Here is a 17,534-nt window from a genome sequence, read left to right as displayed (position 1 = left end):
ACCCCACACCAATCATCCCCCAGCCTTATCGCGCACCATTCACCCCCAGCCGTATTTATTGTGACCCCAGGCCCCGTGCCTGACACTCAACCCATCCACCCCTAACCACCCCTGGAGTCCCCAATGAGTGAGCCTGTGCAGTTCCAAGACAAGGTCGTGATCGTCACCGGTGCCGGCGGCGGACTAGGCCGCGCCCACGCACTCCTGTTCGCCAGACACGGCGCCAAAGTGCTGGTCAACGATCTTGGCGGCTCAACCCAGGGCGAAGGCGCCAACGCCTCGGCGGCCGACCGCGTCGTCGCCGAAATCCGCGAGGCCGGCGGTATCGCCGAAGCCAACCACGACTCCGTCACCGACGGCGACAAAATCGTCCAGAACGCCCTCGACGCCTTCGGCCGCATCGACGTCGTGGTCAACAACGCCGGGATCCTGCGGGACAAAACCTTCCACAAAATGGAAGACAGCGACTGGGACCTGGTCTACCGCGTACACGTCGAAGGCGCCTACAAAGTCACCCGCGCCGCCTGGCCCCACCTGCGTGAACAAGCCTACGGCCGGGTGATCTTCACCGCCTCCACCTCCGGTATCTACGGCAACTTCGGCCAGTCCAACTACGGCATGGCCAAGCTCGGCCTGTACGGCCTGACCCGCACCCTGGCGCTGGAAGGCCGCAAGAACAACATCCTGGTCAACGCCATCGCCCCCACCGGCGGTACACGTATGACCGAAGGCCTGATCCCGCCGCAAGTCTTCGAACGCCTCAAGCCGGAATTGATCAGCCCGCTGGTGGTGTACCTTGGCAGCGAGGCGTGTCAGGAAACCTCCGGGCTGTTTGAGGTGGGCGGCGGCTGGATCGGCAAGACCCGCTGGGAGCGCAGCCTGGGGGTGGGGTTCGACCCTGAAGCCGGGTTCTCCCCGGATGATGTCGCCGCCCACTGGCAGCAAATCTGTGACTTCGACGGGGCCGCTCACCCCAAGGACAACATCGAGGCCTTGAAGGAGATGATGGCCAACCTGCAGAAGTACAGCCTGTGATCATTACGTGAAAAAGTTTTAATCAAGCGGGGCGCCATGGCGCCCCGCTTTATTTTAGGCATAAAAAAAGCCGCTGCAAAGGCAGCGGCTGAAGTAAGACGTTTGATCAAGGAGCAATAAATCAACGTCAGTGAACACCGGTAACAGATTGAAAATATTGATCAATCCATAAAAAACTGGCTGCTCCTCCAGGTTCTGGAAGCGGGCGGTTTGCCCTGAAAGCCAGGCAAGAATAGGCTTTTGTTACAAAATGAAAAATAGCGATTCGAGACAAGGACTGTTACCAAACCCGCAACAGTGGCAATAACACCTCATCCATCCTCCTGATAATCCTTCATCCATCTCGTCCATGGCCTCTCCAAGACCCCGGCCAGAGCGCCCTCTCATCCTTTCGAGCGACAACACGAATACCTCCTTGGTGCGCTTATCGCTCTTGATCGCGGGCAGTAGGGTGGGGCCTTCTGTCACACCACCGGGGAAGACGCATGACAAAAACAAAAATGCGCGCCATCTTCAGGCCACAGGCGCTGGCCGCTGCGGTTGCTTTGGGTTGCTGTGCCCAGGCGCAGGCTGTTTCGTTCAACATCGGCGAGATCGAAGGGCAATTCGATTCCTCGCTGTCGGTCGGTGCCAGCTGGGGCATGCGCGATGCCGACAAGAAGCTGGTGGGCATTCCCAACGGCGGAACGGGCCAGGCTTCCACCGGCGATGATGGTCGCCTGAACTTCAAGAAGGGTGAGACCTTCTCCAAGATCTTCAAGGGCATCCACGACCTGGAACTCAAGTACGGCGACAGCGGCGTGTTCGTGCGCGGCAAGTACTGGTACGACTTCGAACTGCAGGACGAAGACCGCGAATTCAAGCAGATCAGCAATAACCACCGCGACGAAGGCGCGCGCTCTTCCGGCTACGAATTACTCGATGCATTTGTCTATCACAACTATTCCATCGGCGATTTGCCGGGCAACGTGCGCGTCGGTAAACAGGTGGTCAGTTGGGGGGAAAGTACGTTCATCGGCAACTCCATCAACAGCATCAACCCCATCGACGTTTCCGCGTTCCGCCGCCCTGGCGCCGAGATCAAGGAGGGCCTGATTCCGGTCAACATGGTGTTCGCCTCCCAAAGCCTCACCAACCAGTTGAGCGTGGAAGGTTTCTACCAGTTGAACTGGGAAAACACCGTGGTGGACAACTGCGGCACCTTCTTCGGTAACGACGTGGTGGCCCATGGCTGCAACGGCAACTACACCGTCGGCAGCCCGGCGATTGCACCATTGCAACCGGTAGCGGCGGCGTTTGGCCAGGGCTTCCAGGTTACGAAAGAAGGCGTAGTGGTGCAGCGTGCAAAAGACCGCGAGGCGCGCGATGGCGGCCAGTTCGGCATGGCGTTGCGCTGGCTGGGAGATGACACCGAGTACGGCCTGTACTTCATGAACTATCACAGCCGCACGCCCACCGTCGGTACCATCACCGCCAACACCAACCTGGCAACCATTGGCGCTATTGCCAACGCGGCCAACGGGATCGCCCCGGGTACCGGGGCCGGCCTGGCGCAAAGCACGATGCTCGGTCGCGGCCAGTATTACCTCGACTACCCGGAAAATATCCGCCTGTTCGGTGCCAGTTTCTCCACCACCTTGCCCACCGGCACCGCCTGGACCGGCGAAATCAGCTACCGCCCGAATGCTCCCGTACAACTCAACACCACCGACCTGACGCTGGCCCTGGTCAACCCGATTGCCGGCAACGCCGCTTCACCGATCAGCAGTTCCTTCGGTGCCGACAACGCCGGCTACCGCCGCAAGGAAATCACCCAGATCCAGAGCACCATGACCCAATTCTTCGACCAGGTACTGGGCGCCGAACGCCTGACCCTGGTGGGCGAGGCGGCCTTTGTGCACGTCGGCGGGCTGGAGGCGAAATCCAAGCTGCGTTATGGCCGTGACTCGGTCTACGGCCAGTACGGGTTCGGCGGCGACACCGATGGGTTTGTCACGGCCAACTCCTGGGGTTATCGCGCCCGGGCCATCCTCGATTACAACAACGTATTCGCCGGGGTCAACCTCAAGCCCAACGTGTCGTGGTCCCAGGACGTCAGCGGCTACGGCCCCAACGGCCTGTTCAACGAAGGCGCCAAGGCCATCAGCGTCGGCGTGGATGCGGACTACCGCAACACCTACACCGCGAGCCTGAGCTACACCGACTTTTTTGGCGGTGACTACAACACCCTCACCGACCGCGACTTCATCGCCCTCAGCTTTGGCGTGAACTTCTGATTTGGCTTAAGTAAGGACAAGAGACTATGCGCAAAATGATTCTGCAATGCGGGGTGTTGGCCCTGAGCCTGTTGGCCGCCAACGTGATGGCCGCAGTGTCGCCGGAAGAAGCGGCCAAGCTCGGCACTACCCTGACCCCGGTGGGCGCCGAGAAGGCCGGTAACGCCGATGGTTCGATCCCGGCATGGACCGGTGGTATCCCGAAAAACGCCGGGGCGGTGGACAGCAAAGGCTTCCTCGCTGACCCGTTTGCCAATGAAAAGCCGCTGTTCGTGATCACCGCCGCCACGGTCGACAAGTACAAGGACAAACTCTCCGAAGGCCAGGTGGCGATGTTCAAGCGCTACCCGCAAACCTACAAGATCCCCGTGTACCCGACCCACCGCACGGTCAACCTGCCGCCGGAGATCTACGAGTCGATCAAGCGCAGCGCGCTCAACGTGCATGCGATCAACGACGGCAATGGCCTGGAGAACTTCACCGGCAACCGCTACTACGCGTTCCCGATTCCGAAGAACGGCGTTGAGGTGCTGTGGAACCACATCACCCGTTACCACGGCGGCAACCTGCGCCGCATCATTACCCAGGCCACGCCGCAAACCAACGGCAGCTACACGCCGATCCGTTTCGAGGAAGAAGTGGCCGTGCCGCAACTGATCCCGGACATGGACCCGGTCAAGGGCGCCAACGTACTGACCTTCTTCAAACAATCGGTGACCGCCCCGGCGCGCCTGGCCGGCAACGTACTGTTGGTGCATGAGACGCTCGACCAGGTGAAGGAACCGCGCCTGGCCTGGGTCTACAACGCCGGCCAGCGCCGGGTACGCCGTGCGCCGCAAGTGGCCTACGACGGGCCGGGCACTGCGGCCGACGGCCTGCGCACCTCGGATAACTTCGACATGTTCTCCGGCGCCCCCGACCGCTACGACTGGAAGCTGGTGGGCAAGAAGGAGATGTACATTCCCTACAACAGCTACAAGCTCGATTCGCCGACTCTCAAGTACGACGACATCATCAAGGCCGGCCACATCAACCAGGACCTGACCCGCTACGAGCTGCACCGGGTCTGGGAAGTGATCGGCACGGTCAAGCCGAGCGAGCGGCACATCTACGCCAAGCGCCACATGTACATCGACGAAGACAGCTGGCAGGTGGCGCTGGTGGACCACTACGACGGCCGCGGCCAGCTGTGGCGTGTTGCTGAAGGTCACGCGCAGTTCTACTACGACCATCAGGTGCCGGCCTACACCGTCGAAACCCTGTACGACATCATCGCCGGGCGCTACATCGCCCTGGGCATGAAGAACGAAGAGAAGAGCAGCTTTGTGTTCGGCTTTGCGGCCAAGGCGGCCGACTACACGCCGGCAGCATTGCGCTCGGAAGGCGTGCGCTAAAACCTGATTGAAATGCGATGAAACTGTGGGAGCGGGCTTGCTCGCGAAGGCGGTCTGTCAGTTAAAGCATCAGTGACTGATACACCGCCTTCGCGAGCAAGCCCGCTCCCACATTTACGGTGTTCCACCTTTAGAACGAGTGCTGGGTGGCCTTTTGGCTCCCGGCTTTTTTATGCCCGCCAATCAGCCTGCTGAATACTCCTCAACAACCGCCAGCCACAGGACTAGGGTAGGGCGCACGCCGCCTAATAATAAAAAACAGGGACGCAGTAATGACCGCCATGACCCGTTGTCTGGATCGTCCTGGATTCATGCCACGCTTGTCTCCCCATCATCTGTTGCGCCCGCGCCTGGCCGTGCCGCTGCTCAACGCCACGGCACGGGTGAAGTTGCTCTGCGCCCCGGCCGGCAGTGGCAAGAGTGCATTGCTCGCCGAGTGCGCGTTGCAGGCGCCTTCGCAGTGCCAGGTGTACTGGTTGCCGCTGAATGGCGTGGCCTCGGATTTGTGTCAGCGCCTGGCGCAAAGCCTTGGCCTCGACTTTGTTGATGAGCCCACGTTGCTGCTGGCCCTGAACCGCTGGCAAGCGCCGGCCTGGTTGTTTCTCGATGACTTCTGCCGCGTGCCGGCGCCTGAACTGGATGGGTTGCTTGACCGCATCCTGGCCGCCAGCAGCCCGGCCTTGACCTGGTGGATCGGCGCGCGGCGGCGGCCGGCCTGCAACTGGCCCAGGCTGTTGCTTGATGATGAACTGTGGGAATGCAGCGCTGCCGAGTTGGCGTTTGACCCCAGCGAAATCCAGCACTTGGCCGGGCCCAGCGCCGACAAGGTATTGCAGTTCAGCGCCGGCTGGTGCGCCGGAGTGCGTATCGGATTGCTTGAAGGCGACGGGCACCCGGACAAAACCTTGCTCGACTACCTGCAACACGAACTGTTCACGGGCCTGGCGCCGGAATTGGCTGAGGCCTGGCGCGTGCTCGCGCACCTGCCACGCTTCAACCCGAGCTTGTGTGACCACCTGTTCGGCTTTGGTGACGGTGGCGACTACCTGCGAGACTTGCAGACGCTGGGCGCCTTTATCGAGCCCTGGGAAGAGTCCACCGACTGGCTGCAAGTCTTCCCGCCACTGGCCCAACTGATGCGCGCCGAACCCTGGCCAGCCAGGCGCTCCTGGCACCGGCGCGCGTGCCAATGGTTTACCGCCGCCGAGGACTGGCAAGCAGCGTTTGAGCAAGCGTTGCAGGCCGAAGAGTACGAAGTGGCTGTGAGCCTGTTGCAGCACTTCAGTTTTGAAGACCTGTTCCGCCAGCAAAACGCGGTGCTGTTGTTGCGCCTGCATGAGCAGCATGGTGATGAATTGATGCTGGGCTCGGCGCAACTGGTGGGCTTGGTAACGGCGGCGTTGCTGTTTGCCGGGCGTTTCGACCAGGCGGCGTTGTGCATTGACCAACTGGCGCGTTTCACTCCGCAACCGACCGCGCACCTGCAGCGTTATCTGCTGGCCCGCTGGCAGGCGCAATGGGGTTGGCTGTTGCATCTGGGCGGCGAAGCCGCACGGGCCCGGGAACATTTTCTCGAAGCCCTGCAAGACTTGCCCGAGAGCGCCTGGACGTCGCGCCTGATGTGCCTGTCGGGCCTGACCCAGCAAGCCTTGCTGCGTGGCGAGCTGGATGTGGCCCAGGCGCTGAACCGCGAGGCGTTGTGCCTGGCGCGCTCCCACGGCTCACTGCTGTTGGAGGCATTGTTGGAGCTCGATCATGCGCAGTTGCTGGAGCAGCGCGGCGCGCCGTATCGGGCCCAGAGCCTGCTGGAAAATGTGCAGCGCATGCTGGTGCAACAGCGGCTTAAAGCCGGGCCGTTGATGGGGCGGATTTGCTTGCGACGTGGGCACCTGGCGCTGCGCCAGGGCCACGACGCCGTGGCCGCCGAATGCTTCGAATCCGGCCTGGGCATGTGCCTGCACAGCCAGGACAAACGCGTGCTCTACGGCTACCTGGGACTGGCGCTATTGGCCGCCAACAAGGGCGATTACGCCCAGGCGTTTATCCAGTTGCGCGACGCTGAGCGCCTGATGCAGCAACGCCAGGTGCCCGACACCGTCTATCGCGCCGTATTGCTGTTGCTCAGCGGGCATTTCTGGCTGCAACAGGGTCGCGCCGAACTGACCCTGGAGGCGGTGACCCGGGTGCTGCGGCACTACCGTGGCCCCAAGGCGAAACAAGCACCGCCGGCCACCCTGGAGTTGATCCCCAGGCTTGAATATTTGCAGGTGCTGGCCGAAGTGAAATTGCATCGCGCCGAAGAGCCTGTCGCCCGCCTGAGTGCGTTACTGGAGGCCGCCCGTCAGCGGGGCATGCTGTGCCTGGAAGCGGAGTTGCACTTGGTGCTGGGGGAAGTGGCCTGGCAAGTCGGCGATCGCCCGTTGGCCGTGCGCTCGCTGGAAGCCGGATTGGAACTGGCGGGGCGTTGCCAGGTACAGCAGGCGATTCGCGAGCTGCGCCTCAGGCAACCGGGGTTGTTGAGTGCGTTGGGGCTGGAGCCGCAGGAATGCCCGGCGGCGGCGGGGGAAAATCCCCTGAGCCAGCGCGAGCTTGAGGTGCTGCAACTGATTGCCCAGGGCAATTCCAATCTGGAAATTGCCAGCCAATTGTTTATCTCGCTGCACACGGTAAAAACCCATGCGCGGAGGATTCACAGCAAGTTGGGGGTGGAGCGGCGTACCCAGGCGGTGGCCAAGGCCAAGACGCTGGGCTTGATGGCTTGAAGCCATGCACTATTCGTCAAACAATGAAGATCAAATGTGGGAGCGGGCTTGCTCGCGAATGCGGTGTATCAGTCACTGATGCTTTAACTGACAGACTGCATTCGCGAGCAAGCCCGCTCCCACATTTTGTTCTGTTGGGTGCCTGATACTGAGCGTTACGGCTGATAACCCATGCGCCAACTCACCGCCTGGGTCGCCGCCAGCAAACGCTTCGCCGCCGGGCCGTCTTCATCGGCATGGAACAGCGACGTCGGCCCCACCACGGTCAACACCGCCGCCACTTGCCCGACCGCGTTGAACACCGGCGCCGACAACGCGTCCACACCCGGCATCAGCAAACCATGCACAAAGTGCAAGCCGCGCTGGCGGATCTGTTCGCAGGTGGTGGCGTAGGTTTGGTCATCCGCCAACGCATGGGCAACGCCCGCCTGAATCTCCCGCTCGCGCAACTCCACGGTTTCCCGCGACGGCAGGAACGCGCTGAACACCAGCCCGGTGGACGAACTGAGCAACGGCAACACCGAGCCCAATTGCGTGACCACCGTCACCGCGCGCACCGCCGGCTCGATATGCACCACCGTCGCGCCCTGGTTACCCCAGACGGCCAGGAAGCAGGTTTCATTCAACTCATCCCGCAGTTCCGCCAGGGGCAGGGCGGCGACTTTCAGCACGTCCATGCTGCCCAGCGCGGCCAGCCCCACGCGCAAGGCTTCGCGGCCCAGGCCGTAATGGTTGGTGGCGGTGTTCTGTTCGGCAAAACCCGAGGCAATCAGCGCCTGCAAATAACGGTGGACCTTGCTCGCTGGCATTTGCACGTGCTCGGCCAGACGCGACAACGAGGTGGCCGGCGACAGTTCAGCCAGGGCCTTGAGGATGTCGGTGCCCACTTCAGCCGAGCGGACTTTCTGTTTACCGGTGTCGCGGGGGGCGGGCGGCTTTTCCATGGAGGGCATGAATCCGAAAGACGAATGGGCGTCTTTATAGCTTGACGGTCAACAGGTATCAAATTACGTTATGCGTAACTGGATTACGATAAAAACAACTTCCGCTCAGAGGATGATCCATGACCCTCGAATACCAATCGGGTTTTGGCAATGAATTTGCCACTGAAGCCTTGCCCGGTGCATTGCCCGTCGGCCAGAACGCCCCGCAGAAAGCGCCCTACGGGCTGTACACCGAACTCTTCTCCGGCACCGCCTTCACCATGGCCCGCAGCGAAGCCCGGCGCACCTGGTTGTACCGCATCCAGCCGTCGGCCAATCACCCGGCGTTCGTCAAGCTGGAACGGCAATTGGCCGGTGGACCGCTGGGCGCTGTGACGCCCAACCGCCTGCGCTGGAACCCGCTGGATATTCCGGGTGAGCCGACAGATTTCATCGATGGCCTTGTAGGCATGGTCGCCAATTCCGGATCGGAAAAACCCTCGGGCATCAGCATCTACAACTACCGCGCCAACCGTTCGATGGACCGCGTGTTCTTCAACGCGGACGGCGAACTGTTGATCGTTCCCGAGCAGGGCCGCCTGCGCATTGCGACCGAACTGGGTGTGCTGGAAGTCGAGCCACTGGAAATCGTCGTGCTGCCCCGCGGCCTGAAATTCCGCGTCGAACTGCTGGATGCCCAGGCCCGCGGTTACGTCGCCGAGAACCATGGCGCGCCACTGCGCCTGCCGGACCTTGGTCCTATCGGCAGCAACGGCCTGGCCAACCCACGGGATTTCCTCACGCCGGTCGCCCATTACGAAGACCTCAAGCAACCGACCACGCTGGTGCAGAAATTCCTCGGTGAACTGTGGGGCTGCCAGCTCGACCATTCGCCGCTGAACGTGGTGGCGTGGCACGGCAACAACGTGCCGTACAAATACGACCTGCGTCGTTTCAACACCATCGGCACCGTGAGCTTCGATCACCCGGACCCCTCGATCTTCACCGTATTGACCTCGCCCACCAGCGTGCACGGCCTGGCCAACCTCGACTTCGTGATCTTCCCGCCCCGCTGGATGGTCGCCGAAAACACCTTCCGGCCACCGTGGTTCCACCGCAACCTGATGAACGAATACATGGGCCTGATCCAGGGTGCCTACGACGCCAAGGCTGAAGGCTTCGTGCCCGGCGGCGCGTCGTTGCACAGCTGCATGAGCGCCCACGGCCCGGATGGCGAGACTTGCACCAAAGCCATCAACGCGACGCTTGAGCCCCACAAGATTGATAACACCATGGCGTTCATGTTCGAGACCAGCCAGGTGCTGCGTCCTACACAGTTCGCGCTGGAATGCCCGCAGCTGCAACCTTCCTACGACGCTTGCTGGGCCTCGCTCCCTGCAACCTTCAACCCGAATCGGAGATAACCCATGACTCAGCCTAATCTCACCCGCAGTTGGGTGGTTTCCGCCAACGGTCACCGGGATTTCCCGCTGCAAAACCTGCCGTTGGGGGTGTTCAGCGTTAATGGCTCGGCACCGCGCAGTGGCGTGGCGATTGGCGAGCAGATTCTTGATCTGCACGCCGCGCTGGAATGCTTTGAAGGCGAAGCCCGCCGGGCCGTTGAAGCCACCGCCGGCGGCCAACTGAACGCATTTTTCGAACTCGGCCGTGGCCCGCGCGTGGCCCTGCGAGAACGCCTGCTGGAACTGTTGGCCGAAGGCAGCGAACAGCAAGGCAAACTGCAAGCTGCGCTGCGCCCGGCTGCCGATTGCCAAATGCACCTGCCGGCCAGGATCAACGACTACACCGACTTCTACGTGGGCATCGAGCACGCGCAAAACGTCGGCAAGCTGTTCCGCCCGGACAACCCGCTGCTGCCCAACTACAAGTATGTGCCGATCGGTTACCACGGCCGCGCGTCGACGATTCGCCCGTCGGGCACCGAGGTCCGCCGCCCGAAAGGCCAGACCCTGCCAGCCGGCCAGACCGAGCCGACCTTCGGCCCTTGCGCTCGCCTGGACTACGAGCTGGAGCTGGGCATCTGGATCGGCCAGGGCAATGCCATGGGCGACTCGATTGCCATCGGCGACGCGGCTGATCACATCGCCGGGTTCTGCCTGCTCAACGACTGGTCGGCGCGGGATATCCAGGCCTGGGAATACCAGCCGCTGGGCCCGTTCCTGTCGAAGAGTTTCATCACCAGCATTTCGCCATGGGTGGTGACGGCTGAAGCCCTGGAACCGTTCCGCAAGGCACAACCGGTGCGCCCTGAAGGCGACCCACAACCGCTGCCATACCTGCTGGACAAGCGCGACCAGGCTGCCGGTGGTTTTGATATCGAACTGGAAGTGCTGCTGACCACCGCCTCGATGCGCGAGCAGAACCTGCCGGCCCATCGCCTGACCCTGAGCAACACCCAACACATGTACTGGACCGTCGCGCAAATGGTTGCGCACCACAGCGTCAACGGCTGCCAGTTGCAGGCGGGTGACCTGTTCGGTTCGGGCACCTTGTCGGGGTCGGAAGCCGGGCAATTCGGCAGCCTGCTGGAAATCACCGAGGGCGGTAAAAAGCCGATCGAACTGGCCTCCGGCGAAGTGCGTAAGTTCCTCGAAGACGGCGACGAAATCATCCTGCGTGCCCGCTGCACCCGCGACGGGTTTGCCTCCATCGGCTTCGGCGAATGCCGGGGTACCGTGGTCGCGGCGCGCTGAGAGGGCAGGGCCATGGAACTCTATACCTACTACCGCTCCACTTCGTCCTACCGGGTGCGGATCGCGCTGGCCCTCAAGGGCCTGGACTTCACCGCCGTGCCGGTCAACCTGCTGGTGCCCAAGGGCGGCGCCAACCATCAGCCGGAGTACCTGGCGATCAACCCGCAGGGGCGTGTGCCGGCCTTGCGCACTGATGATGGTGATGTGTTAATTCAGTCACCGGCGATCATCGAGTACCTGGAGGAACGTTATCCACAGGTGCCGTTGCTCTCCAGGGATTTGGCGACCCGCGCCCATGAGCGCGCGGTGGCGTCGATCATCGGTTGCGACATTCATCCGCTGCACAACTCCAGTACCCAGAACCTGCTCAAGCAATGGGGGCACGATGAAGCGCAGGTGCTGGAGTGGATCGGGCACTGGATCAGCCAGGGCCTGGCGGCGGTTGAGCAGTTGATTGGTGATCAGGGTTACTGCTTTGGCGAGCAGCCGGGGATGGCGGATACGTTCTTGATTCCTCAGTTGTATGCGGCCGAGCGGTTCAAGGTGTCGCTGGCGGCATACCCGCGCATTCAGCGGGTGGCGGGGTTGGCGGCGCAGCATCCGGCGTTCATGGCGGCTCATCCCGCCAACCAACCGGATACCCCATAAATCTCCAGGCTCACACCGGCCAAATGTGGGAGCGGGCTTGCTCGCGAATACGGTGTATCAGTCAGCAGATGTATTGACTGGCATACCGCTTTCGCGAGCAAGCCCGCTCCCACATGTGATTTTCAGCGTGTCCAAAATATATAAAAACAATACAGGTCCCTTGCGATGCACAATCAGATTGCCAGCTTTCGTGCGGCACTCGACGCCCGTCCGGTGTCGCGCTATCAGTGGTTGATTCTCCTGTTGCTGGCACTGTTGCTGGTCACCGACGGCTACGACGCCCAGGTCCTGGGCTACGTAGTACCGGCGCTGGCCAAGGACTGGGGCCTGGAAAAAGCCGCGTTCGGCCCGGTGTTCAGCGCCAACCTGCTGGGGCTGACGCTGGGCTCCCTGGCCGTCACGCCGCTGGCGGATCGCTTCGGGGTGCGGCGCATCCTGCTGTGCTGTGTGTTGATCTACGCCAGCCTCACGGTGCTGATGGTGTTCGCCAACTCTCTCAATACCTTGATGGCCGCCCGCTTTATCTGCGGCATCGGCATGGGCGGTGCAATGCCCAGCGCCATGGCCTTGATGTCGGAATACTCACCACCCCGCCTGCGAACATTGATGGTGACGCTCGCCGCCTGTGGCTTCTCTTTCGGCGGTGCGGCCGGTGGTTTTGTCGCGGCCGGGTTTATCGACAGCTTCGGCTGGCAGGCGGTGTTCCTCGCCGGTGGTGTGACGCCATTGCTGTTGTTTCCGTTTCTTGCCTGGATGTTGCCCGAATCCCTGCCACGCCTGCTGCGTGATGCACCGCCGTATGCGCGCCTGCAAAAAGTCACCGCGCGAATGCTGCCAGGCTGGCAACCGCCGCCAGCGAGCGAGGCTGAAAACCGCCAGGAGCAAGGCAGCAAACTGACGGTGGTGGAGCTGTTCCGCCATGGTTATGCGCGCCCGACCTTGCTGCTGTGGGCGACGTTTTTTGTCAGCCTGATCCTGCTGTATTTCATGATCAGCTGGCTGCCTTCGCTGTTGCTGGAAAGCGGTTTGGGCCTGAACGAAGCCAATCTGGTGACCTCGATGTTCCTGTTCGCCGGGACCTTGGGCGCCATCGGCATGGCCTGGATTGCCGACCGGCTCAAAAGCAAAGTGCGCCTACTGTCCGGCGTGCTGGCAGCGGCTGCGGTGTGCACCATCCTGCTGGGGCTGAATCACGACAATCCGCGCTATCTGGTGGCCTGCGTGTTTGCGGCGGGCTTCTGCATCATCGGCGGTCAACTGACCCTGAACGCGTTCGCCAGTAACTTCTACCCGGCTCACGTGCGGGCCACCGGTACAGGCTGGGCACTGGGTGTCGGGCGGTTCGGGTCGATCCTGGGGCCGCTGTTCGGCAGCCTGCTGCTGGCGATGCACATACCGGTGCAGCAGATTTTCTTCTTCTGCGCGATTCCGGCGGTGATAGCGGCGTTGTTGATTATCCAGGTGCGCTCGCCAGTCAATGCACCACAGAGTTCGGCGGCAAATGCCCCAGCCGTTCGGTCAGGCGTAGACGCTGGATCGGGTCTTCGCTGAGCATCAACGCGTGTTCCAGGTCAAAACGCTCGGCGTTCGGGCAATCCAGGCGCTGATACAAACTGGCCCGGGCCAGGTAATCGGCGGCGCTGGCATTGCCCAGCTCCAGCACGCGTTCGGCATCCACCAGAGCCGCCAGGTGGTCGTCGTTGGACAGGTGCAACTGGCGCAGATTACGCGACAGCCGTTGCAGGATCGATCGCGGCTCGGCGGTGTGCAGGTGGTCGGCCTGCAACTTGAGATTGGGCCCGTACTGGCGGGTCAGCAGGTCGCGGCAATCGTTGGGGTACAGGCGTCGGCCGCCGCAGGGGTCGAGGAGGTGATCGGCGCCCGGCACGCGCAACAGGAAGTGCCCCGGGAAGTTGACGCCGACCAAGGGGATGTCCAGGCGCCGCGCCAGCTCCAGGGCAATCAGCCCCAAGGCCAGCGGCTGCCCGCGTTTACGCTTCAATACCTTGTCCAGCAGCGCGGCGGCGGGGCGCAGCGGGGTGTGGTCATCCTGGGCGAACCCCAGGTCGTTCATGCGCCGCAGCAACGGTTGTCCGAGTTCATCCGCCGGCAGCATCGGCATGCTGAGGCTGACCAATTGCTGCAATACCTTGAAGTCCTGCAGGATGGCCAAGGGGTCCACCGCCGGGTCGTGCTCGGCCGCCATCCACAGCGCGGCTTCAAACAGCGCGGGCGGTGACCGTTCCAGGCAGGCAAAAAAGGCGTCGCGGGGCTTCATTGGGTTCTCCGGCGGATGTCTCGTTTTAGCCTTGCTGTGAACTTTCGTCCAGTGCCTTAAGACAGGTCCTACTTGTTTATGTCGCAAACCCTTTAAAACCGGTGGTCTTATTCCTGCGCGCTTCAGCAGGGTTTCGCTGGCAGTCCTATACTTGGCGCCTACCAGAAGTGATTCGGGAGCTTGACGATGTTTGCGCTCATGCACAGCACCCGCCTTGAATCGCTGCACCTGAGCGTTGACCCGGCCACCGGGTTGAAGGCGGTCATTGCCATCCACAACAGCCGCCTGGGTCCCGCCCTTGGAGGCTGCCGCTACCTCTCTTACCCCGACGATGAAAGTGCCGTGGCGGATGCCGCGCGCCTGGCGCAGGGCATGAGCTACAAGGCCGCGCTGGCCGGTTTGCCGGTGGGTGGCGGCAATGCGGTGATCATCCGCCCCGCCCATGTGGAAAGCCGCGCGGCATTGTTTGAAGCCTTCGGCCGCTGCATCGAGCAGTTGGATGGCCGCTACATCACCGCCATCGACAGCGGCACCTCGGTGGCCGACATGGATTGCATCGCCCAGCAGACCCGCTATGTCACCAGCACCACGGCGGCCGGCGATCCCTCGCCCCACGCGGCGATGGGCGTGTTCGCCGGCATCCGCACCACCGCGATGGCTCGCCTGGGCAGCGATAACCTGGAAGGTCTGCGCGTGGCGATCCAGGGCCTGGGCAACGTCGGTTATGCCCTCGCCGAGCAACTGCACGCCGCCGGGGCTGAATTGCTGGTGAGCGACATCGACCACGGCAAGGTGCAACTGGCCATGGAGCAACTGGGTGCGCACCCGATTGCCAACGAAGCCTTGCTCAGCACCCCATGCGATATCCTTGCGCCCTGCGGTGTGGGCGCGGTGTTCAACCGCTACACGGTCGCGCAGTTGCGATGCGCAGCGGTGGCCGGCTCCGCCAGTGCGCAACTGACCAACCTGCAAGTGGCCGATCAGTTGGAAGGCCGTGGGATTCTTTACGCGCCGGACTACGTGATCAACTCCGGTGGGCTGATCTACGTGGCTCTCAAGCACGGCGGCGCGGAGCTGGAAACCATCACCGCGCACCTGTCGAACATCGGCACGCGCCTGACCGAAATCTTCGCCCATGCCCAGGCTGAAAAACGCTCACCCGCGCGGGTAGCGGATGAGCTGGCGGAGCGCTTGCTGTACCGCTGAGGCGGGTCAAAGCTGATATTTCTCCCGGGCCAGTTGGCCCACGCCCATACGATCAAGGATGTGCATCGGGCACAGAATCGTGACCCGCACGGTTCCCGGCAGGCGGCTGATTTCAATCGAGCCGTTGATGGTCGCGCGGTTGCGCACTTCGTCGAGCGGCAGCCCGGTCACGGCGGCTGCGCGTTCCAGTCCGTTGTCTGTCGCGACGTTGAGATTGGTCCCACTGCCGATGAAGGTGATGGGCGCGTTCTCCTCGATCTCCACCTGGCCCCAGCGCTCCCCCAGTGCCTTCACCCGCAGGCGTTGCTCCGCGGTCATCGGGCGCGCCATGGGCGGCAGGTCATCGAGGTTTTGCAGCAGGATCGGCCCGTCCAGGCTCAGGCCCTTGATCACCTGCACCGTCAGTTCGGTTTCCCCCGACACATCGGTGGCATGCCCGGCAATTTCGCCATTGCCCTGTTGAGCATGCATATCGCCCATGTACACCCCGGCGCCGGGGACCTTCACCGGGCAGATCAGGATGCAGCCTTCGCGCACGGAATTGGTGTCCATGTGGCCATCGGTTTTCGCGGCGTGCAGTTCATCGTGGGTCATGCTGTAGCGATGGGGCGCGCCCACCAGGTACTGGCCGAAGTCGCCGCAGTTGTGGGAATCCGGCAGATCCCGTGAAGGCGTGGTGCCGATGTTGCCCAGGAATGGGCGCATATGCGCGGCCAGGCCCGGGATATCGGCGCGGGCCAGGGACAGGATCGAGTGCTGGGCAGACAGTTCGGGCTGCGCCGACAGGTCCGATGCCTTGCCGGCCAGGCGATCCGCCACGGCCTGGTTGACCGTCAGGCTCACCTGATGCTCGGCATCCAGAACGATCACGTAACCATTGCTGAAACGAAACGCACTGACCTCGGCGCCACAGGCATCGCAACGAATGGCGTCATCGCCAATGCCTTCGACGTGGCTGGCGGGATGCTCTTGCCCGCAGTTGGAGCAGAACTTCGCGACGAACGGGTCGCCGTGGTAACGCCCTTCGACAAAACTCATGACCCCCGAGGACGTGGCCAGGGAGGTGACGCGCATGCGCTTGATCTTCAGCGCCACCGCGTCGCCGATGTCGGCGCCGGCGATGAACACGGGCTGGGTCACTTCATGGCCACCCTCAAAGGCCGGCGTGATCATCGGGCCCCAGCAACCGGGCGGGGTGCCGGTGATCAAGGTGCCACCGTCGGCCAGCGGGCCGAGCATTTTCTGGCTGGGGCCGAGCAGCCCATTGGTGTAGGAGGTGACGGTGAGACGGTCGACAGAAGGGAGGTTATTCATTTTATTTTCCGGGCCCTGGGTGATTGAATGTTGAACAGGCTTCATCACTTAAGCGCCGATGTGTATCTGTCGTGTGTCGCGCTGCCGCGATTGCCGGTACGTGTGTATCTCAGGGGCATCCATACACACTCTGATACACCCGCAGTGGCGTTCACGGGTAAATACAGATATCTCTGTTGCAGGCTTACTTTTTCAAACCCACCAGAACGAGGTTGGCATGTCCAAACAAACAGCAGGGCGCTCCAGCGGGCGCATGATTACCTTCAAACGCCCGGATGGCGCTGACGTCAACGGCTACCTGGCCAGCCCGGCGGTACTCGAAGGCGCGCCGGCGATCGTGGTGATCCAGGAATGGTGGGGCGTAAACGATCAGATCAAGGGCGTGGCCAATCGACTGGCCGAATGCGGTTACCGCGTGTTGGTGCCGGACCTTTATCGCGGCGCGTCGACCGTGGAAGAGGAAGAGGCTCACCACCTGATGGATGGGCTGGATTTTGGTGACGCGGTTTCCCAGGACATCAAGGGTGCTGTGCAGTACTTGCAGGCGGATTCGAAAAAAGTTGGTGTGACCGGTTACTGCATGGGCGGGGCGTTGACGTTGCTGGCGTTGAACGCGATTCCGGAAGTGGCGGCGGGCGTGGTGTGGTACGGCTTCCCGCCGCTGGAGTATCTGGATGCTTCGAAGATCAAGGCGCCGCTGATCGGGCATTGGGGCACGCAGGATGCCTTCTTCAATATCGACACCGTGGCGGAGCTGGAGTCAAAACTGCATGCTGCGGGTGTGGACGCGACTTTCCATCGCTACCTGGCGCGCCATGCGTTTGCCAACGAGACGGCGATTGGTGATGGTCGGATTGCAGACACGCAATACGATGCCGCCTGGTCGCAACTGGCGTGGGACCGCACGTTGACGTTCTTCGGCAAGACCTTGTGGCAGGCATGACACATGTGAAAGGCATCAACGCATAACCTGTGGCGAGGGAG

The 17,534-nt window shown here is 62.3% G+C and carries 13 protein-coding genes; 10 read left to right on the top strand and 3 right to left on the bottom strand.

Going from position 1 to position 17,534, the window contains the following annotated elements:
• Positions 1-123: 123 nt before the first annotated feature.
• The 4 genes from HX873_RS00155 (at position 124) to HX873_RS00140 (ending at position 7,467) form a co-directional block, all read left to right on the top strand.
• On the top strand, positions 124-1,035 hold the full coding sequence (locus HX873_RS00155) for an SDR family oxidoreductase (RefSeq protein WP_008438591.1): 912 nt from the start codon (positions 124-126) through the stop codon (positions 1,033-1,035).
• A 485-nt stretch (positions 1,036-1,520) separates the two neighbouring features.
• Positions 1,521-3,311 carry a DUF1302 domain-containing protein gene (locus HX873_RS00150; RefSeq protein ID WP_177122220.1) on the top strand — a complete coding sequence of 597 codons (1,791 nt, stop codon included), beginning with the start codon at positions 1,521-1,523 and terminating at the stop codon, positions 3,309-3,311.
• Positions 3,312-3,337: 26 nt separating this feature from the next.
• On the top strand, positions 3,338-4,705 hold the full coding sequence (locus HX873_RS00145) for a DUF1329 domain-containing protein (RefSeq protein ID WP_003212808.1): 1,368 nt from the start codon (positions 3,338-3,340) through the stop codon (positions 4,703-4,705).
• A 272-nt stretch (positions 4,706-4,977) separates the two neighbouring features.
• Entirely contained in the window at positions 4,978-7,467 is a 2,490-nt protein-coding gene (locus tag HX873_RS00140; protein ID WP_134325763.1) for a LuxR C-terminal-related transcriptional regulator, read from the top strand.
• A gap of 155 nt (positions 7,468-7,622) precedes the next feature.
• Here HX873_RS00140 and HX873_RS00135 read toward each other — a convergent pair whose 3' ends face one another.
• Positions 7,623-8,411 (bottom strand): IclR family transcriptional regulator, encoded by a 789-nt coding sequence (locus HX873_RS00135; protein WP_003212804.1) that lies wholly within the window; start codon positions 8,409-8,411, stop codon positions 7,623-7,625.
• Between the two features lie 119 nt (positions 8,412-8,530).
• Between HX873_RS00135 and hmgA the strand changes: the two genes are divergently transcribed.
• The 4 genes from hmgA to HX873_RS00115 all read left to right on the top strand — a co-directional run bounded on the left by hmgA (position 8,531) and on the right by HX873_RS00115 (position 13,303).
• A complete protein-coding gene (gene hmgA, locus HX873_RS00130; RefSeq protein ID WP_177008196.1) occupies positions 8,531-9,814 on the top strand; it encodes a homogentisate 1,2-dioxygenase in 1,284 nt (427 codons plus the stop codon).
• 3 nt (positions 9,815-9,817) lie between these two features.
• Entirely contained in the window at positions 9,818-11,104 is a 1,287-nt protein-coding gene (gene fahA / locus HX873_RS00125; RefSeq protein WP_177122219.1) for a fumarylacetoacetase, read from the top strand.
• Between the two features lie 12 nt (positions 11,105-11,116).
• Entirely contained in the window at positions 11,117-11,752 is a 636-nt protein-coding gene (maiA, locus tag HX873_RS00120) for a maleylacetoacetate isomerase (protein ID WP_177040115.1), read from the top strand.
• Positions 11,753-11,917: 165 nt separating this feature from the next.
• Complete coding sequence (locus HX873_RS00115; protein WP_102368147.1) at positions 11,918-13,303, top strand: aromatic acid/H+ symport family MFS transporter; 1,386 nt, start codon at positions 11,918-11,920, stop codon at positions 13,301-13,303.
• Here the strand turns inward: HX873_RS00115 and HX873_RS00110 are convergent.
• Positions 13,227-14,030 (bottom strand): SirB1 family protein, encoded by an 804-nt coding sequence (locus tag HX873_RS00110; RefSeq protein WP_003212796.1) that lies wholly within the window; start codon positions 14,028-14,030, stop codon positions 13,227-13,229. The two genes, HX873_RS00115 and HX873_RS00110, sit on opposite strands and share 77 nt — an antisense overlap.
• 186 nt (positions 14,031-14,216) lie before the next feature.
• On the opposite strand from HX873_RS00110, the gene HX873_RS00105 reads away from it, so the two are divergent.
• Positions 14,217-15,236, top strand: coding sequence for a Glu/Leu/Phe/Val dehydrogenase dimerization domain-containing protein (locus tag HX873_RS00105; RefSeq protein ID WP_010176963.1), 1,020 nt, complete (start codon positions 14,217-14,219; stop codon positions 15,234-15,236).
• 6 nt (positions 15,237-15,242) lie between these two features.
• Here HX873_RS00105 and HX873_RS00100 read toward each other — a convergent pair whose 3' ends face one another.
• Positions 15,243-16,550 (bottom strand): acetamidase/formamidase family protein, encoded by a 1,308-nt coding sequence (locus tag HX873_RS00100; protein ID WP_177122218.1) that lies wholly within the window; start codon positions 16,548-16,550, stop codon positions 15,243-15,245.
• Positions 16,551-16,767: 217 nt separating this feature from the next.
• Between HX873_RS00100 and HX873_RS00095 the strand changes: the two genes are divergently transcribed.
• Positions 16,768-17,493, top strand: coding sequence for a dienelactone hydrolase family protein (locus HX873_RS00095; protein WP_087695180.1), 726 nt, complete (start codon positions 16,768-16,770; stop codon positions 17,491-17,493).
• Positions 17,494-17,534: the final 41 nt, after the last annotated feature.

This window comes from Pseudomonas sp. P7758 (assembly GCF_013386485.1).
GTDB lineage: Bacteria > Pseudomonadota > Gammaproteobacteria > Pseudomonadales > Pseudomonadaceae > Aquipseudomonas.
Note: the sequence above shows the minus strand (reverse complement) of the source record. Positions and strands in the feature narration are given on the sequence as shown.